We start from the raw sequence: 21504 nt of genomic DNA, 5'->3' as shown, positions 1-21504 counted from the left end.
CCGGCCCCACCCCGGCCGGAAGCGGGAGGAACCCATGAAGATCTTCCAGCCGATGCTCTTCGTCGGCCTGGGCGGCACCGGCGGCCTCGTCGGCGCCGAGCTGGAGCGCAAGCTGCGCGTGGACCTGTGCGGCCCCGACGGCACCGCCCTCCAGCACATCGGCGGCCTCGCCCCCTACCAACTGCCCGACTGCCTGCAGTTCGTGTACGCGGACTTCAGCGAGTCCGACCTCCAGCGGCTGCCCCAGTTCAATGTGGACTCCTCGCTGCGCGCGGCGTACGCCCGCACCTCACGGGCCACCCACAACCTTCTGCCGAACTTCGACAGTTCGCCGGAGGTGACGCAGATGCTGCGGGCCAGCCTGCGCGACGAGGTCGCGGGCTGGCTGCCCCCGCGCGACGGCGAACCGCGCGTCACCCCGCTGCACAACGGCGCGGGCCAGCTCCCCACGGTGGGCCGCGCCGCGCTCTTCGCCACGCTGCGGCACTCCCTCCAGCCGGTCCTGGAACCCCTCCTCCAGGCCATCGACGCCATCGCCAAGTCGGCGGGCGAGCTGAGCGAGCTGGGCGGCGGCCGGGTCACCGGCTGCGACGTGTTCGTCGCGTTCTCCGTCGCCGGCGGCACCGGGGCCGGGATCTTCCTGGACTATCTGCACCTGATCAACCAGGCGTTCAAGATGCGCCGCTTCAACGGGGTGAAGATCTACCCGCTGGTCGTCATGCCGTCCTCGTTCCCCGCCTCCACCGGCGGCGGACGCGAGGCGGAGCTGAACGCCGCCCGCTCACTCGTCGACCTGTTCCGGCTGGTCGACGGGCAGAACGCGCCGACCGCCGGGGCGGAGATCGGCGACCTCGACCAGGAGACCGGCCTCGGCATCCGCTACCCGGGCATCACCCCGGTCCGGCTGCGCACCGGGATCCTGCCGACCGCGTTCCTCTTCAGCCCGACCGCGGGCATCCGCCAGGACGACCTGCGCCGCTCCATCGTCTCGCTGGTCATGTCGCTGATCGGCACCGAACTGGGCGACAGCCGGGCCCAGGGCCGGTCGATGGCCGGCGACGACGACTTCCAGACCTTCGCCGCGAGCTTCATCAACCGGGGTGTGCAGCGCAGCGCCCCGTCCCCCACCGGCATCGGCCGCCAGGGGGTGTCCACCAGCCTGGTCGCCTCGATGACCGCCCCCATGGACCAGCTGGCCGACCTGGTGGCCGGGCGGCTGCTGCGGGTCGCGGTCACCGAACTGGTGGAGCGGCCGCGCAACCCGGTGAAGGACGACACCGTGCCGCTGGTCCGGCAGCTGTTCGCGGACTCCCAGCTCGAAGAGCTGTGGGAGCGCAAGCAGTTGCCCGTCGAGGACCCGCAGCCGTTGCCGCGCGGCGGCAAGGCGATCGAGGAGGCGCTCAACAACCGGATCGGGGACATGCAGCGCCAGCTGTCCGAGCTCCAGTCCGTCGCCGACCGGCAGGCCGCCGCGATGGCCGCCCGGTTCAGCCCGCGCCCGGCGATCGAGAAACTCCTCCAGAGCGTCGACCCGTTCCTCGCCGAACGTCTCGTCCGGGGGGTCCCGGACAGCGAGGACGAGATCACCCGGCTCGGGTTCCTCGGCATGCTCACCGCCCGCTCCCGCTCCCCGAAGCGGCCCCCGGGCGTCACCGACCAGCCGCCGAAGACCCCCCGGATCAAGGGCCGCATCGCCGGGATGTCCCCGGCCCGGTGGGGCGACGACGACGTACGGGTCGTCCTCCAGGCCCAGGACAGCTGGTACCGCTGGCGCAGCCGGGCCGTGTGGCACGAGGCCTGGCGGGAGCAGCAGCAGCGCTGGCAGTCGCAGGCGGACACGGCGGGCACCGACCTGGCGCGGCTGGTGAACGCCTTCCGCAAACACGCCGACCAGGAGCCCAAGTCCGCCCAGCAGAAGGGCCTGGAGCTGTACGCGGAGCGCACCGGCATCTCCTACCTCCTGCCGCCGCAGCGCAGCCTCAACCACTTCTACGAGGACGTCGTGGCCCGGCTCGTCCGCGGCGAGGGCCTCCGCGAGAGCGACGACGAGGCGTCGCTGCTGCTGCGGCTCGTCGACGGGGACACCTGGCGGGAGGTGCACGCCCGGAGCCACCGCAACCCCGACGGGGCGGTCGGGGCCGTCAAGGCGCGGCTGGAGGGGCGGATCACCCGGCTCTTCGCCGAGAGCGGCGCGCAGTTGGAGGAGCGGCCCCTGCTGCCCTCGATGAGCACGCTGCTGGCGGCCGCCGCCGGTGACGCGGACGCCACCGAGCAGGTCAGCAAGGAAGCGCTCGACCTGTTCAGCCGCAAGCTCACCGGTCTGCTGCCGGTCGGTTTCACCCCGGAGGGCACCGGGCCGCTGCGGGTCCTGGTCACCCATCCGCGGGTCCAGGCGGCGGAGGAGGTGCAGGAGTACCTCTCCAAGGCGCTGCGGCTGCCGTCCGACGCGAAGAACTCCGTCGAGTACCGGGGCGTGGAGAGCGACTCGATCACCGTGGTCCTCTTCCGCAGCGAGATGAGCCTCACCCAGGTGCCCGAGGCCCGCAAGGTGCTGCGCCAGTGGGCCAGGGCCAAGGACGACGAGCAGGCCCACGACGTGCTGCGCTGGCGGCAGCGCCTCGGGTTCGAGGACGACTGGATGGTCAGCAGCGAGGAGGACCGGCGCACGATCCTGCACCGCCTGCTGTGCTGCATGTGGAACGGCCAGGTCGACGTCCTGGACGGCGACACCGCCTCGCCCTCCCGGGTGCGGCTGCGGCTGTTCCCGGAGAAGGGGGCGAGCGTCCCGGGCGTACGGCTGCGGCTCGGGGACTTCCCCGGCGGTATCTCCAGCTGGTCGGAGCTGCTGCGCTCCTACGAACGCTGGACGGTGCTGGACGACGAGCGGACCGTGGAGGACTACTGCCGCAAGCTGATGAGCGCCCAGCCCCTCGGGGTCGGGCGGGCGGGCACCGAACCGCACCCGATGTTCGTCGAGCTCGTCGAGCGCATCGCCCCGCGCCAGCTGGAGCTCCTGGAGGAGCGCCGGGAACTCGGCGGCCGGCGCGTGGACGGCTGGATCCGGCCGCTGTGGGAGTTCTGGGCGGAGACCCTGCCCGCGGCCCTGGACATGGAGTTCGGCGACAAGAAGGCGATCCAGCCCACGTTGCGCACGCTGCTGGAGTACGCACGCGGCGGCGTCCCGAAGACGCCCCCCGCCCGGCCCGCGCCGGAGCGCCGGCGCGTCGTGGAGGACGACGAGGACTGGGGCACCTCGGCCCCGAGCACCGACGAACGGCTCGGCGACGACACCCTGCCCGGTCCGCGCTCGGCTCCCCTTGCGGCCCCGCACGACGCGGAGGAGCGGTACGCCGGCGCGGACCGGCACTCGGATGCCCGGCACACGGACACCCGGCACACAGGCGCCCGGTACGGGGAGGAGCGGTACGGGCCGGACGCCTCGCGCGAGGACCGGCCGCCCCGGGGCGAAGGACGCCGGGACGAGCGGTTCGCGGAGGAGCGGCCCCGCGACGCCCGGTTCGGCGACTCGTACCCGGAGTCGCGGGCGGGTGACGCCCGGTTCACCGACTCCCCCGGCGACGCCCGGTTCGACGACGACCGGTACACCGGCTCCCGGCCGGGCGACGACCGGTACCCCGATTCCCGGCCCGGCGACGACCGGTTCGGCGGGGGCGGGCCCGCCGACCCCCGGGACGTCGGTGGCAGGGACATCGGTGGAGGGCGTGACGGTGCCAGGGGCGGCATCGACGGCAGAGATGACGGCGCCGCCGACGGGTTCGGCGAACAGGACAGGCCGCCGGCCCGCCGTCCGGCCGCGGGCGGCTGGGACGACGACGGCTGGGGCACGGACGACGAGGGCGACGCCGGGCGCCGGAACGGGGGCCCGCAGTGACCACTCCCGAGGACACCACCGCCGTGGTCCGTCTCGACCTGCGCGCCGGGGCCGCGGCCCTGGCGACCCCGCAGGCCGTGCGCGACCGGGTGGCCGAGCAGCTGGGCCAGGCCGGACTGCCGGAACCGGACTACCCGTTGTTCCTGGTCACGGACACCCCTGCCGGACTGACCGACCACCAGCTCCAGTACGAACTGCTCTCCGGCTACCGGGCGGTGGGCGAGACCCGGATCCTGGTGCTGCTGGTGGGCAGCTCCCCCGGTTCGTACGCCGGCGGGGAGGAGGCGTACCTCCCCGACCGCCTGCTGGTGCGGCCCACGACCCTGCGGGCCGCCACGACCGGCCTGGTGTGGGCCGGTGATCTGCGTTCGGCCCGTACCGCCCTGGACCGGGTGGAGCCGGACGACCCCGCGGCGCTGGCCGTCCTGGTGGACCTCCTGTCGGTCCCGGACGTCTTCGTCCGGGTCCTGGAGGGGCTGCGGAAGCTGCCCGACTCCGTCGCCACCCCCGGGGTACGGCTGCTGGAGCAGGACCTCCCGACGGAGGTCAGGGACCGGGCCTGGCGGGACGCGCTGACCCGGTTCGCGGGTGAGGACAGCGGGGCCGGCGACCTGGTCGACATCGTCCCGGACTCCCAGCTGCCCGAACCGCTGCGCGCACTCGTGACGGGCCGGGACGGCCGGGGCCACGGGCACCGGCGGCCGGACGGCCGGGCGAACCTCGCGCACCGCACGTGCGCGGAGTCCCTGGGCCGCGCCGATGAGGACCTCGTCGCACTGCGGTCCTTCCCCGGCCTGCTGCACCCGGCCCGGCGCGATGCCCTGGAGGCGGATCTCCACCAGGCCCGCGAGGATCTGGGCGGGTTCCGCGCCCTGGTGGAACGGGCCCTCCAGGGCGGCGGCGGAGCGGCGGCGCCCACCGCGGAGGCCGCCGCCCGGCTCGGGGCGCTCGGACTGCGGGTGCCGGCGGCCGACAGTGCGGGGGAACGCGTCGGCGAGGGGCTCCGCGAACTGGCGGGCACGCTCCTCGGCCGCGGGCTCGCGCTGCGGTCGGTGGCCCAGCACTTCACCGAGCTGGCCGGGCGGGTCGAGCCGGTGCCGGGCACCGCCCTGCTGCACCGGCTCGCCGACCACTCCGAGGAGTCGGTGACCCGCGGCTCCGCCACCGAGTACGCCGCGCCGCCCCGCACCCCGGGCGCGGTGCTGCTCATGGCGGGCGCGGCGGGGCTGCTGGGCGGCCTGTGGCAGTGGCCCGCCGTCCTGGCGGCGCTGGTGGTGCCGGTGCTGTTCGTGGTCGTCGCGCTGCTGGGCGCGAACCGGCTGCGCACGGGCCGGCGCGCCGCCCGGTGGCCGATGGGCCCCCGGCTCGCCGCCGTCGCCGGCGCGGTGGCCGGGGCGGCGGTCGCGTACGCCGCCGACCCGCCGCTCTGGCTCGGCGGGACCGGGCTGCTGGTCGGTCTCGGTCTCACCGCCGAGGCGGTCCGCAGGCTCTGGCGGGACGCCGCCGACTCCTGGGCGGCCGGGCGCGGCACGACGGCGCTGCGCACCGCGCTGGACGGGCTCGACACCCTGCTGGCGGAGCTGGTGCGCGAGCACTGGGCGGCGGAGGAGCGGCTGTACTGCGCGGACGCCGCGCGTTCGGTCGCCGGGATGCTGCGGGCGACCGCTGCCGCCGCCGACGCCCAGGCCGCACCGGAACCACCCGCCCCGGCCGGGGCGGGTGGCACCGACCCCTACGAGGACGACGACTGGCTCTCCGCGCCCTCCGCGCTGGAGACCCCGGAGTCCGACGCCGGCGACGGGGGCGCGGACGACGGCGACTGGGCCGCCGCCTACGCCTGGGACAACACCCCGGACCGGCACGGCGATCCGGAGGCCGACCGAGCCGGCGACCGGGAGAGCAGCCCGTACGGCGACCGGCACGGCGGGGACCCCGGACCGTACGGCACGCCTTCCCCGGCCGCGTATCCGGCCGGCTCTGACGACGCCCCGTGGGCGAGCGGCGAGGGCGACCGCGCACCGCGCTGGCTGGAGCGGGAGATCGGTGAGGGCGGGCCGGAGCTGGTCGCCACCCTCGCCGGGGACCTCCGCAACACCGCGATGGCCGCCATGGCCCCCTACTGGGGGGCGGTCGAACGCGGACAGGCAGGGGCACTCGCGCTCGCGCGGACCGAGGAAAGGGTCCGTGAACTGCTGTCCGCCGCCCGCCACCACCTGTGGCGCTACGGGGTACTTGCCCCGCCGCCGTACCCGGCCGACCACCGCGCCCGCACCACGGCCGCGGGGCTGCTGGGCACCGATTCGCTGCGGGTCGCCGAGCTGATGGGCCGGGAGACGGACCGGGGAGCCGTCGTCCAGCTGTCCTCGCCCGAACAGGGGGCCCTCCTCAGCCGCGACCCGGAGGCCGCCCTGTGGATCCGCTTCGCCCCGGCCACCCTCCAGGGCGAGATCGAGGCCGCCTGGCGAAAGAGCGGTTCGCCGCCGGCCGAGGAGGCGCTGTGGACCTCCTCCGGGCGGTACGCGGGGCTGATCCGGCTCACCCCGCTGCGGATGGGCGTCGTCGACACGGTCCTGCCCCGGCAGAGCACCGGCGGCAGCGCCCGCACCGACGCTGACCCCGCCGACCACGCCGAGCCCTCCGTCCACGCCGAGTTCAGGGAGGACGACCGGTGGTGACCACCACCCCGCCGGGCCGGGCCGGGGCGCCGGGGGCCCCGCGCCCCCACCTGGTCCTCACCGACCCCACCGGGCGGCGACGCACCGCCCCGGCCCGCTTCGGCCCGGCCTCGCGGCGGGATCCGGCGCTGCCCCAGCGCATCCGCAACGGGCTGCTCGACGACCGGGGACAGCAGTGCGTCCAGGTGTTCCTGTCGACGGCCGACGCCGCCAACCCGGCGGCCCGCACCCTGCTGGACACCGAGGCGGGCACCGCCCTGCGCCTCGACCGGACCCTGGTGAACACCCCGTACGCCCACCTGTTCCCCACCGTCATCGGCTACGAGCTGGACACCGCCGAGCCGTTCCTGCTGTACGCCGCCCCGCGCGGGGCGCCCGTCGGACGCACCCATGTGATGTCCGCGTCCGACCAGCGGGTGTTCGCCCGGGATCTGACGCTGGCCCTGTGTCTGCTGGACAGCCAGGGTCTCGTGGCGCGCGGGATCTCCCCCGCGACGGTGTTCTGGGACGGTACGTCGGTGCAGCTCTGGGGCCTTGAGGGCGTCACCCGCGCCGGGCGGCCCCGGACGCCGTGGGGCCGGGCCCCGTTCGCCTCGCCCGAGCAGCACCGGGGCGAGGGCCACGCCGACCCCCGGGACGCGGTGTGGAGCGCCGCCCAGGTGCTCTACCAGCTCGTGACCGGCCGGCCCGGCCCGGCCGACCGCGCCCCCGCCGACCTCGACCGGCACCGGGTGCTCGCCGGGACGCTGCCGCGCGCTTTCGCCCCCACGGCGGCCGGACGCCCCACGCCCGGGGCCCTGTTGGAGCTGCTGGCCCCCGAGGAGGCGCGGCGGCTGGGGCCCTCGACCCCGACGGACGGCTCCCGCCCGCACCAGGAGGCGTTCGACCGGGCGCTGGACGCCAAACGGCGGACACCCGCTCCCCCGGAGGATCCGGCGGACGGCACACCCGAGGACCGGCCCCCCGGGGAGGTGCTCTGCCCCTACTGCCTGGAAGGCATCCAACTCGACCTGAACAACTTGTTCGTGACGGACGACCAGATGCAGTACCGGCCGCTGGACCTCTCCCGTATCGGCAACCCGGTGCGGCGCGAGGACGTGATGCGGGGCGCGGTCCAGCAGTGCACGGCCGACCCGGACTTCCCGGAGCACCACATCCCGGTGCCCTACCTCACCCACGGCCGCCCGCTGACGGTCGCCATGATCGGCCAGTCCAGCACCGGGAAGAGCCATCTGCTGACCCAGATGATCGCCGAGATCACCGACGGCGGCCTGGAGCGGTACGGGGTGGGCTGGCAGTCCGTCAACCCGGAACAGCACGCCCGCTTCGTCCGTGAGCGGGTGCAGCCGCTGCGCAGCGGCAAGGTGCTCGACCACACGAGCGGGGTCGGCCTGGACGGCTTCGCCCGGTTCGTCGAGTCGCTGCTGCTCACCGACGCGCGCGGGCGGGTGCGCCCGGTCGCCTTCTTCGACCTCGGCGGCGAGGACCTCGTCCGCACCGACGGGGCGCTGCGCTTCCTGCTCGGCATCGACGCCCTGGTCTTCGTCGTCGACCCGGCGCTCGCGCTGCCGCTGCCGCAGCTCGACGGCGTACGCGAGCGCTGGGGCACCGAGGTGGACCGGGACGGCGACGCGGCGTTCGGCACGGTCCTGGACCGGCTGCCGCGCCGGGGCCCCTATCTGGAGACCCCGGCGGCGATGGTGCTCGGCAAGTCCGACCTGCTCCGGTTCCAGCCGCCGGTGGACCGCTGGCTGGGCGAGCCGCCGCCCGCCGCGATCGGCCCGGACCAGTTCCGGGAGGAGAGCCGGGACGCCTACGCGCTGCTGCGGCAGCACGCCGGGCAGGCCTGGCTGCGTCCCTTCGACGCGTTCCGCCGCTGCACCCTGCACATCGCGTCCGCGACCGGGGGCCAGGAGAGCCAGGGCCGCTACCCGGCGGGGGCGGGGCCGCGCCGGGTGCTGGAACCCCTGGTGTCGCTGCTGGCGATGCACGGGATCATCGAGGCGCCCGGGGGCGCCGCATCATTCGGCGTGGGAAGGGAAACCCAGTGAACGACGCCCTCGATCGGCGCGAGGAGAGCGGCCCGGGCGGCCGGCTCGACCAGGTGGTCTTCCGCTGGGACGGGAACCAGGGCCGCTCCAGTGCGGGGATGGCAGCGGTGGCGCACTCCTGCTCCGCCGAACGCGCGGAGTCCCTCCGCCGCGAGCTGGGCCCGCTGCTCTGGGTGCCCGGCCCCGCCCCGGCGTCCCGCCCGAGCAGCGTCCGGGTCTCCTCCCGGGCCGTCGGGACCGTGCTCCTCCAGCGGTGGCCCACCCTGGACCGGGGCGGCCGGCCCAGCACGGCCTGCCACGCGGTGTTCGGCGACGCGGACGCCCTGACACCGCTGCGCTGCCTGGCTCTGGGCGGCACCGCCTGGAGCGACAGCGCCGTCGCGGAGACCGCCGCCGGGGGCCTGCCGACGCTGGACGGTGCCCGGCTGCGGGCCACGGCGGCCGAGCGGCTGCCCGACATGCTCGACAAACTCCCCACGGTGAAGAAGCCGTTGATGGTGGTGACCGCCGAGTGGCTGCGCGACCCCTCCCGTCGGCTCTCGCTCCTCGCCAGGGAACACGAACTGCCCGGTTGGCCGCGCCAGAACAAGGCCTCCCTGCTGTACCTGGGGCTGCTGTCGGTGTTCGGCGACTGGTTCGGCACGGAGTGGAGCTACGCCACGTTCGACACCGTGGACACCCACTCGTTGCGCCTGACCTGTGTGCCCGAGTGGTCCTCCCAGGCGACGGGGGCCCGGTCGCTGGCCCGCATCCGGCTGCGGCTGCCCGCCGAGGGGGACGTCGAGATGGCAGCGGCGAAGGAGATGGTCGAGTACGTGCTCGACCGCCCCGACGCACCTCCGGGCGTGCCCCATCTGACCGGTGAACTCCTCTCCGGGGCCCATCTGCCCCGGAGGGAACGGCGCGAGGCCCTGCGCCGCATGCTGGACGCCCGGCACGCCCCGTCCCTCGCACCGGCACCGGAGGAGGAGGGCCGCCACCGCCGCGTACGGGAGGAGGACCGGCACGGGCGCGGGGACCGGCAGGAGGACCGGTACGCGATCGAACCCCGGCGCGAGGACCGGTACGCGACCGAACCGAGGCGCGAAGACCCGTACGCGACCGAACCGAGGCGCGAAGACCCGTACGCGACCGAACCCCGGCGCGAAGACCCGTACGCGACCGAACCCCGGCGCGAAGACCCGTACGCGACCGAACCCCGGCGCGAAGACCCGTACGCGACCGAACCCCGGGAGAAGGACCCGTACGCACGCCAGGAACCGCAGGAGGACCGTTACGCGCGCCAGGACCGGGAGGCGCGTCACGAGCTGGAACTCCAGCGCCTGCACCAGGAATTGCTGGTCCACCAGCGCGCCGATACCGCCCAGTCCGCACGGCTGTCGGCCCGGCTCCGGCACCTCCTGGACACCGCGCTGCTGACCCTCCTGTCCGCCGACGGGATGCCGTGGGCCTCCCGCGATCTCGTCCTGGCCGAACTGGCCGACGAGGGGCGACAGCGGTCCCGCGACGAAGCGACCGCACACGCGCTCTGCACCGAAGTGCTGCGGCACAACCTGTACTTCCGGCCCGCCCGGTCCGGGGCGGACGGTCCGTCCGCCCCGGAGATGCGGGAGCGGGCGGCCGATCTCTTCTCCTGGGCCGTCGCCCCGCTCGTACGGGATCCTCTCCGGGCCCCCGATCTCCGGCCGCTGTTCAACATCGTCCTCAAGGACGGTCGCGACACGGGTATGGAGTGGCTGCGGCGCCTCCTGGTCACGCCCCCGGGCGGCCGGGCCCCCGACCTGCCCCCGCAGCTGTGGCAGCAGGTCGTCTGGGACCTCCTCGACCGCCCCGCGTCCGTGCCGGCACCGGCACCGGCACGGACGGAGGAACCCGTGCGGCCCGCCGTTGTGCCGGCCCCCACCAGGCCGACGGTGCCCCTCCCGCCCTCGTTCGCATCGGCGTCGTCCACCACACCGTCGCCGAAGGTGGCGCCGATGCCGACGGCGCGGCCGGCCACACCCGCGCCGAAGGCGGCTCAGCCGCCCCCCTCGGAGAAGGACGGAACATCCCAACGGTCGGATCGCGTGGAGAAGTTGTTCGTAGCCGCCCTCGTCGGGGTCGGGGTGGTCGTCATCGGCTTCCTCCTGCTGATCGTTCTCACCTGACCGCCGTCCGGTGGTGCGGGCCCCGTCAGCCGCCGAGCGCGTCGACCGCTGCCCGCACGGGCCCCTGCCGCCCGGTGAAGTCCGTGCTGTCCGCCCACTGGTCCACGCTCCCCGTCAGCGGCAGGGCCCGCAGTTCCGGGTCGGTGATGCTCCGGGCCAGGGCGTGGGCGAAGCGCTCGGCGTGCAGCACCTGGAACGGGCGGCCATGGTACGGGCGCCGCCCGGGGTCCACCGCCTCCGCGAGGCCCGAGCCGTTCTGGAGCGCGGCCACGGCCTCGTACGCGTCGCCGAGGTGCCGTTCGCGTGCCGGGTGGTCCGTGGCCGTGACGGCCCCCCGCAGGGCGGGCAGCAGCTCGTCGGCCCCGGGCAGCCGGGCGAAGGCGCTGCCGAGCCACTTGCCGTACGGCGCGTACTCCCGGGCGAGGAGCAGGCACAGGCGCATCAGGTCCCGCACGAGCCGCCCCGCGACCACGGCGGACCCCAGCTCGTCCCCCACCTCGGCGCAGCGTCCGACGAACGCCTCCTCCTGGGAGATCCGCTGCCACTGGCAGGCCAGCAGATAGCGCCACACCTCGTCCGGGTACCAGTCCAGCGCCTGCCGCGCCCGGGTCAGCGTGCCGACCCCGTCGTGGAACACCGCGCCGCCCGTGGTCTCCGCCAGCCTCTGCTGCGGCATGGCCAGCCAGTCGCGGGTCTCCGGGGACGGAGGCTCCCCGCCGGGGCCGGGGCGGAGGCCGAGCCGATCGTGCAGCCACCCGCCGACGTCGGCGACGAGGACGCGGTGGTGGACCGGGCCGTCCGTCAGCTCCATGTGCCCGACCGGGTCGTCCGGGTCGGCGTGCCGGAAGTGCGTCGGCCAGCCGCGCACCTGCTTGGGCAGCCGCTCGGCGAACAGGCGGTGCAGCCGCTCCCCGTGCGCGGCGGCATCGGCAGGTTGTAGGAACAGGTCCAGGCGCGGGCCCCAATCATGGTCCACCGACCGGGCGGTGTCGAAGCCGAGCACCTCGGAGCCGGAGCCGATCCGGGCGGCGGCGTACCGCAGGCCGGGGTACTCCGCGTCGAGGATCGGCCGCACGGCCTCCTCGTAGAGGATCCGGGACAGGGCGAGTCCGGGCAGGAACGCGCGGGCGGGGGTCGTCATCCGCCCACTCTGCCCGGCCGGGGCGTCTCTTTCCAGGCGATTTCCGGGTCGCGGAACAACGGCTCACGTCGGCTCGGGGAGCCGGTCGGGAGCGAGAGGAGCGAGCACTGCACCAGGTGGTCGGCCTTCCCTGCCTCGGTGTCCCGGAGGAGGGTGCTCAGCGCCTCCCGGGTGCCCGTCAGGTAGGCCCTCGCCTGCCGGCGACCGCTGTGCAGGCGTTGCCGTCGGCGTCGGTACCCAGGCGGAAGCAGGTGGAGCTCTCCGCGCAGAAGGGCTCCTCCTTCCGGCGGCCCGTCGCGCGCTTCGCCCGCTGTCCCCAGTCCGGGGCCTCCCGGCGGGCACCCGCGCTTCCACTGTCCGGCCCGCCGGGAACTGAGAGGATGCGCACTGTGAGCAACGACGATCTGGCCGAAGTTCTGGGCACCCGCGAGAGCACGACGCTGGAGTTCAAGCGCACGGCGAAGCGGGAAGGCAAGCGCGGTGACGCCATCGCCACAGCCGTGTGCGCCATGGCCAACGACCTCTGTGGCCATGGGGGCGGTGACATCCTTGTGGGCGTGAACGACGCCGGAGATCCGGTGGACGATGTCGACACGAGCGATCGCGCGCTGCTGGCCCTGACCGACCTCCGGGACGACGGCCGCATTCTCGACCGGCCGTCGCTCACCGTCCGCGTAGCCCGCTACAAGGGCAAGCCGGTCGTGCACCTGCGCGTGGAAGCCTCGGCCGCGCCGCCCGTACGGTGCGACGGCGTGGTCTGGGTCCGGCCGGGACCCACCACCCGACGGGCCGGGCGGGAGGACGAACGCGTGCTGTCCGAGCGCCGCCGGTCGGGGGACGGGCCGTTCGACGTCCGGCCCGTGGCCCGCGCGACGCACGACGATCTGGACCTCGATCTGTTCCAGCGTTCCTATCTGCCTTCCATGGTCGATCCCGAGGTGATCGAGGAGAACGGCCGCCCGCTCGATGTCCAGCTGGCCTCTTGCCATCTCGCCACGCCGGACGGCACCCCCACCGCACTCGGCCTGCTGGCCCTCGGGCTCGACCCGTCCAGCAGCATCCCGGGGGCGTACGTCCAGTTCGTGCGGTACGAAGGGGTCGACCTCGACGCGCCCGTCGCCGACGAGCAGGAGTTGCGGCAGAACCTGATCGGCACGGCTGCCCGACTCGAACCTCTCCTGCGCAGCAATCTGAGGACCCGGATCGTCGGAGACGGCTTTCGGGAGACCCCGCAACCGGACTACCCGTTGGAAGCACTGCGGGAGATCTGCATGAACGCCCTGATGCACCGGAACTACGAGACCTCCTACGCCCCGACCCGCATCGTCTGGTTCGACGACCGCATCGAGGTCACCAATCCGGGCGGGCCGTTCGGCCAGGTACGGGACGACAACTTCGATCTGGTGACGGACTACCGCAACCCGTCGCTCGCAGCCGCCTTGAAGGGGCTCGGTTACGTCAACCGCTTCGGCCGGGGCATCGGCAGGGTGCGGGCGGCGCTGGAGCGCAACGGAAATCCGCCCGCCGAGTTCCAGGTGGACGACTCGTCCTGGGCCGTGACCCTCAGGAGGGTCGTATGACCGCGACGTCGATCGCGCTTTTCAACAACAAGGGGGGCGTCGGCAAGACCACCCTCGCCTATCACCTGGCGCACATGATGGGCCGCCTCGGCCGGAACGTCCTGGCCGTGGACCTCGATCCGCAGGCCAACCTGACGTCCGTGTGTCTGGACGAGAGCGAGATCGAAGACCTGTGGTCGAACCCTTCGGAACTGATCGCCCAGGGCCTCGTACCGGCGAAACTGAACGGCACGGGACGTATCCGTGAGGGCCGGACCGTCGCCGACGCGGTACGACCCATCCTGGAGGGCACGGGCGACGTCGCCCTGGTGGAGCCGGTCCTGCTGAAGCCCGGGCTGTGGCTGCTTCCCGGGAGCCTGGACCTGAGCCGGTTCGAGGACAAGCTCTCGAACGAGTGGTTCAAGTCGTTCGCCGGGGATATCGCCGCGATCCGGACCACCACCGCGTTCCACCGCATGATCGAGCACGCCGCCGCGTCCGTGGAGGCCGATATCGTGCTCATCGACGTCGGCCCCAACCTCGGTGCCATCAACCGCGCGGCGTTGATCGCCGCCGACAGCGTGCTGATGCCGCTCGCCGCCGATCTGTTCTCCCTCAAGGGACTCAGCAACCTGGGGCCGACGCTCCGGGAGTGGCGGCACAACTGGCGTCAGGTCGTCCTGCCCCAGGTCCCGGCGGGGATCTCGGCGCCCCCGGCGGAGATGACACCGCTGGGATACGTGATCATGCAGCCGGAAATGCGTCTGGACCGCCCCGTGAAAGCCTACGAGCGCTGGCTCGGGCGCATTCCGCACGTCTACTCCTCCGCCGTGCTGAACACGAAGGACCCTTCGTCCGGAGACGCTCTCCATCACATCGCGACACTGCGCAACTACCGCAGCCTGATGCCTCTCGCACACGACGCGAGGAAGCCGATGTTCGAACTCAAAGCCGCGGACGGCGCGCTCGGCAGCACCCAGAAGTACGTACAGACCTGCTACAGGGAGTTCAAGGGGCTGGCCGAGAACGTCCTGGACCGCGTGGCCGACCGGTAGCGAGGCCAGGGCCACGGCCTGGTGCGGGAGAAGGTCAGCGGCAGGGCCCGCAGTTCCGGGTCGGTGCCGCTCCCGCCGGGTGGCGGCGGACGTCCTGAAATGTGGAGACGGGTCGAGCAGGAAACGTGGAGATGGGCCGCCCCCGCCGGCACCCGCGTCAGCCGCCCTTCTTCGCCTCTCCCACCGGACGCCGGTCCACGACCCGGGCCGTCGCGTCCGCGTCCAGGTGGGCGGTGCCCTCCTCGCCGGTCACCGTGACCCGGACCCGGGGGCCCTCTCCCAGGTCGGCCCCCGGCGTCACGTCGATGCGCCAGCTCTTCGGTTCGCGTACGCCCAGGGTCGTGCGGGCCTCGTGGACCAGCGCGGGGAACAGCTCGTACGGGAGCATCTGGACGTGCATCGTCTCGCCGGCCGGGCGGGCGGCGTCGCCGCGGATCCTCATGCGGCGTTCCTCGATGGTGATCGCGGTGACCTCCGAGGTGCCCACGCGAGCCTCCAGCTCCGCGGCCGTCTCCCGCATCCGTCCGAGGACCAGCATCGAGGAGGAGGGCCCGGAGACGGTGGTGGTCGAGGTGAACGTCCGGGAGGAGGAGGCGGACGACGTGACGGAGGGCTGCTTCGACGAGGGCCCCGTGTCGTCCTCGGACGTGAACAGCTCGCCCCGGAAGAGGAACACCACCAGCGCCGCACCCGCCAGGAACATGATGAGCATCAGCCCGCACCAGGAGCTCTCGCTGGGCCCCGGCTTCTCCACCAGCGTGGACTCGGGCGCGGAGTCGATCTCCGCCTCATCGGCCCGGCGGCTCCACTCCGGGGTCGGGCGGGTGACGATCCGCACCTCCCAGGGCTCGTCCGGGCGGTACTCCACGACGGCGATGGAGCGCGGCCGGTAGACGGGGAGGTCAGCCAGGTTGATGCGCTCGTCGATGTTCACGCGGTACGCCGGCCTGCCGTCCTCCGGCTCCGGCGCCACGGTCAGCCGGAAGTCCACCGGTACGTCGGCGGATTCGCCGCCCGTGGCCCGCAGGTCCTCGATCCGGGCGAGGGCGGTCCGGGTCACCGGCGGCGTGCCGGGGCCCGGCGCCCACCGCCCGACGACGGCGGCGATCAGGACGACGAGGACCAGGCCCCCGACCCCGGTGAGGACGACGGGCAGCTCCTCCAGGATCGCGCCGACCACGACGGCCGCGATCGCCGCGCCGATCACTCCCGACACGACCGTCAGGCGCAGGGCTTCGAGAATCCTGCGCATCACCGAACTCCCGCGTACCGAACGCTCGTTGACATCAAGCGCGTCCTGTCCGGCCGGCCCCTGCCCCATGGTCCCCATGACCGTGATTGTGCCGGTCGGGGGCGATCCGGGGCAGGGGGCGGCGGAAGAAATACGCCAGGGTCAGTCCTCGCCCTCCAGGTTCCCTTCCGTCTCCAGGTACACCTGGCGCAGCGCGTCCAGCACCGCCGGGTCGGGCTTGGCCCACATACCGCGCGACTCGGCCTCCAGAAGGCGTTCCGCGATGCCGTGCAGGGCCCAGGGGTTGGCCTCCTGGAGGAACTGCCGGTTCTCCGGGTCCAGGACGTACGTCTCGGTGAGCTTGTCGTACATCCAGTCGGCGACGACGCCGGTCGTGGCGTCGTACCCGAAGAGGTAGTCGACGGTGGCCGCCAGCTCGAACGCGCCCTTGTAGCCGTGGCGGCGCATCGCCTCGATCCACTTCGGGTTGACGACCCGGGCGCGGAAGACACGGGACGTCTCCTCGACGAGCGTCCGCGTGCGGACGGTCTCGGGACGGGTGGAGTCCCCGATGTAGGCCTCCGGGGCCTTGCCCTTGAGCGCGCGCACGGCGGCCACCATGCCGCCGTGGTACTGGAAGTAGTCGTCGGAGTCCGCGATGTCGTGCTCGCGGGTGTCAGTGTTCTTCGCGGCGACCTCGATGCGCCGGTAGGCGCTCTCCATCTCCTCGCGGGCCGGACGGCCGTCCAGCTCACGGCCGTAGGCGTAACCGCCCCAGACCGTGTAGACCTCGGCGAGGTCGGCGTCGGTGCGCCAGTCGCGGGAGTCGATGAGCTGGAGGAGACCCGCGCCGTAGGTGCCGGGGCGGGAGCCGAAGATCCGGGTGGTGGCCCGGCGTTCGTCGCCGTGCTCGGCCAGGTCGGCCTGGGTGTGCGCCCGTACGTGGTTCTGCTCGGCGGGCTCGTCCAGCGAGGCGGCCAGCCGTACGGCGTCGTCCAGCAGCCCGACCGTGTGCGGGAACGCGTCGCGGAAGAAGCCCGAGATGCGCAGCGTCACGTCGATACGGGGACGGCCCAGCTCCTCGTACGGGATGGGCTCCAGGCCGGTCACCCGGCGCGAGGCGTCGTCCCAGACGGGGCGGATGCCGAGCAGCGCGAACGCCTCCGCGATGTCGTCGCCCGCCGTGCGCATCGCGCTGGTGCCCCAGAGGGAGAGGCCGACCGAGGTGGGCCAGTCGCCGTTGTCGGTGCGGTAGCGGGTCAGGAGCGAGTCCGCCAGGGCCTGGCCGGTCTCCCAGGCGAGCTTGGAGGGGACGGCCTTCGGGTCGACCGAGTAGAAGTTGCGGCCGGTGGGGAGGACGTTGACCAGGCCGCGCAGCGGGGAGCCGGACGGGCCCGCGGGGACGAACCCGCCGTTCAAGGCGTGTACGGCGTGCGTGAGTTCATCGGTCGTGGCCGCCATGCGCGGGACGACCTCGGTGGCCGCGAAGGTGAGGATGTCGGCGACCGCGTCCGGCAGCCCGGCGGCGACGGACGCCACGGCGGCCGGGTCCCAGTCGGCGTCGTCCATCGCCTGGACGAGCGCGCGGGCCTGCTCCTCGATGGTGTCGGCGGCGGTGCGGGTGGCGGCCGACTCGTCGAGGCCGAGCGCCTCGCGCAGCCCCGGCAGCGAGGCCGTGCCGCCCCAGATCTGGCGGGCGCGGAGCACGGCGAGCACCAGGTTGACCCGGTCGTTCCCGGCGGGCGGGTTGCCCAGCACATGGAGGCCGTCGCGGATCTGGACGTCCTTGATCTCGCAGAGCCAGCCGTCGAGATGCATGATGAAGTCGTCGAAGCCCTCGTCCTCCGGCCGGTCCTCCAGGCCGAGGTCGTGGTCGAGCTTCGCGGCCTGGATCAGCGTCCAGATCTGCGCGCGGATCGCGGGCAGCTTCGCCGGGTCCATCGCGGCGATCTGGGCGTGCTCGTCGAGGAGTTGCTCAAGGCGGGCGATGTCGCCGTAGCTGTCGGCGCGGGCCATCGGCGGCACGAGGTGGTCGATCAGCGTGGCGTGGACGCGCCGCTTGGCCTGCGTGCCCTCGCCCGGGTCGTTGACGAGGAACGGGTAGATCAGCGGCAGGTCGCCGAGGGCCGCGTCCGGACCGCAGGCGGCGGAGAGCCCCGCGTTCTTGCCGGGCAGCCACTCCAGGTTCCCGTGCTTGCCGAGGTGGATCATGGCGTCCGCGCCGAAGCCGTTGTCGTCGGCGGAGGCAGCGATCCAGCGGTAGGCGGCCAGGTAGTGGTGCGAGGGCGGCAGATCGGGGTCGTGGTAGATCGCGATCGGGTTCTCGCCGAAGCCGCGCGGCGGCTGGATGAGGATGAGGAGGTTGCCGCGCCGCAGGGCCGCGAGGACGATGTCGCCCTCCGGGTTGGCCGACCGGTCGACGAACATCTCGCCGGGAGCCGGGCCCCAGTGCCGCTCCACGGCGAGCCGCAGCTCCTCGGGGAGGGTGGCGAACCAGCGGCGGTAATCGGCGGCCGGGATACGGACCGGGTTCTTGGCCAACTGCTCGTCGGTCAGCCACTCCTGGTCGTGGCCGCCCGCCTCGATCAGCGCGTAGATCAGCTCGTCGCCGTCGCCGGAGACCAGCCCCGGGATGTCGGCCTCCGGGCCGAAGTCGTACCCCTCGGCGCGCAGCCGCCGCAGCAGGGCGACGGCGCTGGCGGGGGTGTCGAGCCCGACCGCGTTACCGATCCGGGAGTGCTTGGTCGGGTAGGCGGAGAGCACGAGCGCGATGCGCTTCTCCGCGTTCGGGATGTGCCGCAGCTTCGCGTGCCGTACGGCGATCCCGGCGACCCGGGCCGCGCGCTCGCCGTCGGCGACGTACGCCGGGAGCCCGTCCTCGTCGATCTCCTTGAAGGAGAAGGGGACGGTGATCAGCCGGCCGTCGAACTCCGGCACCGCGATCTGGGTGGCCGCGTCCAGCGGGGAGACGCCCTCGTCGTTCTCTTCCCAGGCGCTGCGCGGGCTGGTGAGGCAGAGCGCCTGGAGGATCGGCACGTCGAGCCCGGTGAGCGCGCCCGCGTCCCACGACTCGTCGTCGCCGCCGGCCGACGCCTCGGCGGGCTTGGTGCCGCCCGCCGCGAGGACGGTGGTCACGATGGCGTCGGCGGCGCGGAGCGCGTCGATCAGCTCGGCCTCCGGCGTACGGAGGGAGGCGACGTACAGCGGGAGCGGCCGGGCGCCGGCGTCCTCCACCGCCGTGCACAGGGCGTCGATGAACGCGGTGTTCCCGCTCATGTGGTGGGCGCGGTAGTAGAGGACGGCGACCGTCGGCGCGCCCTCGGCCACCTCACGGGCCTCCCGCTCCAGCGGCCCCCACGCGGGGGCCGGGGCGGGCGGCTCGAAGCCGTGGCCGGTCAGCAGCACGGTGTCGGAGAGGAACCGGGCCAGCTGCTCCAGGTTGGCGGGCCCGCCGTGCGCGAGGTAGGCGTGCGCCTCGGCGGCGATGCCGATCGGCACGGTGGAGGCGGCCATCAACTGGGCGTCGGGGGCCTGCTCACCGGTCAGCACGACGACGGGGCGGCCGGTGGCCAGCACCGCGTCGAGCCCTTCCTGCCAGGCCCGGACGCCGCCGAGGAGGCGTACGACGACGAGGTCGACGCCGTCCAGGAGGTCCGGCAGTCCGTCGAGGGAGACGCGGGAGGGGTTGGCGTACCGGTAGCTGACGGGTCCCTCGGAAGCGCGGGCGCTCAGGAGGTCGGTGTCGGACGTCGACAGGAGCAGGATCATGCTGCGTCAGGCCTTCCTCGGGGTGTCCACGCCCCGGGCGGTGTCGGAGGGTCTCCCCACGTCCGGCTCGGAAGCCGGGCGCTGCGTCCGGCTCGGGAACCGGGCGCTCGGGGAAGGGAGTTCCTGACTCGCACGGCCGGTGGTGGCGGCCGTGCTCACAGTGGCGGGACCGCGCCGGAATCTCACCGGGCTTCCTCCCCTGTCGCCGTCTGGCGATGGCGGCCTGAACGGACCACCGCCTGCATCCTAAGCGGCGGAGCGGGACAGGGGCAGGGGGCGGGGGTGCGGTGGTGATCACCGCGTACGGGCACGGCGGCTGTCCGTACCCCGCTGACCAGCGGGTCGAGCCTGCCTGTGTCCGTCCCGCAGGTCTGTCGCGCAGGTCTGCCCCGCTGGCCGGTTCCGCAGGTCTGTCCCCCCCCCTGCCCCCGGTCTGTCCCGCAGGCCGGTCCCGCATGTCTGCCCCGCAGGCCGGTCCCACCCCGTTCCCACGGTTCGGCCTCACCCGCTGTCCCGGAGGTCACAGGAGCGGGCCCGTCTACGGGACCGGCCCGGTCGGTATGCTCGCCGCCATGCCCGATTCCGCCCCCTCGCCCCTCTCCGTGGGCGGCGCATCCCCTCGCGACGGCGGCGACGCCTGCCCGGGGACGCTGCGGCTGCACCGGGCCGACGACGGTGCGCTGGCCCGGGTACGCGTCCCCGGCGGGGTGCTGAGCGCGGACCGGGCGGACGCGCTGCTCGCGGTGGCCGGCCGGTTCGGGGACGGTGAGCTGCATCTCACCTCGCGGGGCAACGTACAGCTGCGCGGCCTGGACGCGGAGTGCGGCGGCGGGCCGGCCGAACTGCTCGGCGCCGCCGGGCTGCTGCCGTCCGCCGCGCACGAGCGGGCCCGCAACATCGTGGCCTCGCCGCTCGCCGGACTCGACGGATCACCCGCGCTCGGCGGCTGGTTGTCCGAGCTGGACGGCCTGGTGTGCGGGTCGGCCGCCGCCGCCGCGCTCTCCGGCCGCTTCCTCTTCGCCCTCGACGCGGGCCGCGGTGACGTGGACGCGCTGGGCGCGGACGTGACGCTGATCGCGGAGGGCGGCGACTGCCTCCTGCGGGTCGGGGCCGCCGACGAGGTGTTCCGGCTGCCGGCGGCGGACGGCCCGCGCGCCGCGCTCCTGGCCGCCGAGGCGTTCCTCCGCGCCGCCCGGGGCTCCGGCGCGTGGCGCGTGAAGGACCTGCCCGAGGACGTACGCGCCGCGCTGGTCCGCACCATCGGGGCGACGGCGGGCCCAGCTGTTCACCGCCCCGGCCCGGGGGCGCCGAAGGTTCCGGCCCCGGGCCCGGTCACCGCACCGGACGCCAGCACGCCCACGACAACGACAGCGCCCCCGTCAGCGACAGCGACCCCGGAAGCGACCGTGACCGCGATCAGCGTCGGCGTACCGCTGGGCCGCCTCGCCCCCGCCCAGTGGCGGCTGCTCACCGAGACGGCCCGGCGGTACGGGACCGAGCGGTCCGGGTACGAGCTGCGGCTCACTCCGTGGCGCGGGATCATCATCCCCGGCTTCTTCGGGGAGTCCGGCTCCTTCGGGGAGTCCGGGCCCTCCGGGCAGTCCGGGCCCGCGGCCGAGGCGCTGGACACGCTGGCGGCGGCCGGGCTGATCACCGGCCCGGACTCCCCGTGGACCGGCGTCGGCGCCTGCATCGGCCACCCCGGCTGCGGGAAGTCGCTGTCCGACGTGCGGGCCGAAGCGGGGGCCGCTGTCGGACCGGTCGGGCGGCTCCCTGTGTACTGGTCCGGGTGCGAACGCCGCTGCGGCCACCCCCACGGGGAGTGGATCGACGTGGTCGTCACGCCCGACGGACACCGGATCTCGCACGTACGGGGCGAACACCGTGCCCCCCGGGCGGCGGTCCGGAACGACCCGGCGGCACTCGCCGCGGCGGTGGCCGCGGCCCGCGCCTGAGCACTCTCCCCCTCCCCATACCGGCTACAC

At 74.1% G+C, this 21504-nt stretch carries 10 protein-coding genes and 1 riboswitch; of the genes, 7 read left to right on the top strand and 3 right to left on the bottom strand.

Going from position 1 to position 21504, the window contains the following annotated elements; translation table 11 throughout:
• Positions 1 to 34: 34 nt before the first annotated feature.
• From AB0F29_RS26635 to AB0F29_RS26620, 4 genes are read left to right on the top strand one after another with little or no spacing between them, the layout of a single operon-like run.
• Complete coding sequence (locus AB0F29_RS26635) at positions 35 to 3892, top strand: tubulin-like doman-containing protein (RefSeq protein ID WP_361876697.1); 3858 nt, start codon at positions 35 to 37, stop codon at positions 3890 to 3892.
• Positions 3889 to 6567, top strand: coding sequence for a hypothetical protein (locus tag AB0F29_RS26630; protein WP_361876695.1), 2679 nt, complete (start codon positions 3889 to 3891; stop codon positions 6565 to 6567). Before AB0F29_RS26635 ends, AB0F29_RS26630 begins: the two co-directional genes overlap by 4 nt.
• Positions 6561 to 8618, top strand: coding sequence for a hypothetical protein (locus AB0F29_RS26625; protein WP_361876692.1), 2058 nt, complete (start codon positions 6561 to 6563; stop codon positions 8616 to 8618). The genes AB0F29_RS26630 and AB0F29_RS26625 overlap by 7 nt, the downstream gene beginning before the upstream one ends.
• Positions 8615 to 10765: a hypothetical protein gene (locus tag AB0F29_RS26620; RefSeq protein WP_361876689.1), complete on the top strand. Its 2151-nt coding sequence runs from the start codon at positions 8615 to 8617 to the stop codon at positions 10763 to 10765. The genes AB0F29_RS26625 and AB0F29_RS26620 overlap by 4 nt, the downstream gene beginning before the upstream one ends.
• A gap of 25 nt (positions 10766 to 10790) precedes the next feature.
• Here the strand turns inward: AB0F29_RS26620 and AB0F29_RS26615 are convergent, their stop codons facing one another.
• Positions 10791 to 11906, bottom strand: a complete 1116-nt coding sequence (locus AB0F29_RS26615; RefSeq protein ID WP_361876687.1) for a DUF4037 domain-containing protein — start codon at positions 11904 to 11906, stop codon at positions 10791 to 10793.
• A gap of 380 nt (positions 11907 to 12286) precedes the next feature.
• Here AB0F29_RS26615 and AB0F29_RS26610 point away from each other — a divergent pair, with 380 nt between their 5' ends.
• Complete coding sequence (locus AB0F29_RS26610) at positions 12287 to 13486, top strand: ATP-binding protein (RefSeq protein WP_361876684.1); 1200 nt, start codon at positions 12287 to 12289, stop codon at positions 13484 to 13486.
• Positions 13483 to 14520, top strand: coding sequence for an AAA family ATPase (locus AB0F29_RS26605; RefSeq protein ID WP_361876682.1), 1038 nt, complete (start codon positions 13483 to 13485; stop codon positions 14518 to 14520). The genes AB0F29_RS26610 and AB0F29_RS26605 overlap by 4 nt, the downstream gene beginning before the upstream one ends.
• A 157-nt stretch (positions 14521 to 14677) precedes the next feature.
• Here AB0F29_RS26605 and AB0F29_RS26600 read toward each other — a convergent pair whose 3' ends face one another.
• Positions 14678 to 15850, bottom strand: a complete 1173-nt coding sequence (locus AB0F29_RS26600; RefSeq protein ID WP_361876679.1) for a hypothetical protein — start codon at positions 15848 to 15850, stop codon at positions 14678 to 14680.
• Between the two features lie 63 nt (positions 15851 to 15913).
• Complete coding sequence (cobN, locus tag AB0F29_RS26595; protein ID WP_361876676.1) at positions 15914 to 19519, bottom strand: cobaltochelatase subunit CobN; 3606 nt, start codon at positions 19517 to 19519, stop codon at positions 15914 to 15916.
• A gap of 117 nt (positions 19520 to 19636) precedes the next feature.
• A riboswitch (cobalamin riboswitch) is annotated at positions 19637 to 19716 on the bottom strand.
• 363 nt (positions 19717 to 20079) lie between these two features.
• Here cobN and AB0F29_RS26590 point away from each other — a divergent pair.
• A complete protein-coding gene (locus AB0F29_RS26590) occupies positions 20080 to 21474 on the top strand; it encodes a cobalamin biosynthesis protein CobG (RefSeq protein WP_361876673.1) in 1395 nt (464 codons plus the stop codon).
• Positions 21475 to 21504 lie beyond the last annotated feature (30 nt).

It is taken from the genome of Streptomyces sp. NPDC026589, assembly GCF_040638385.1.
Classification (GTDB): Bacteria; Actinomycetota; Actinomycetes; order Streptomycetales; family Streptomycetaceae; genus Streptomyces.
Note: the sequence above shows the minus strand (reverse complement) of the source record. Positions and strands in the feature narration are given on the sequence as shown.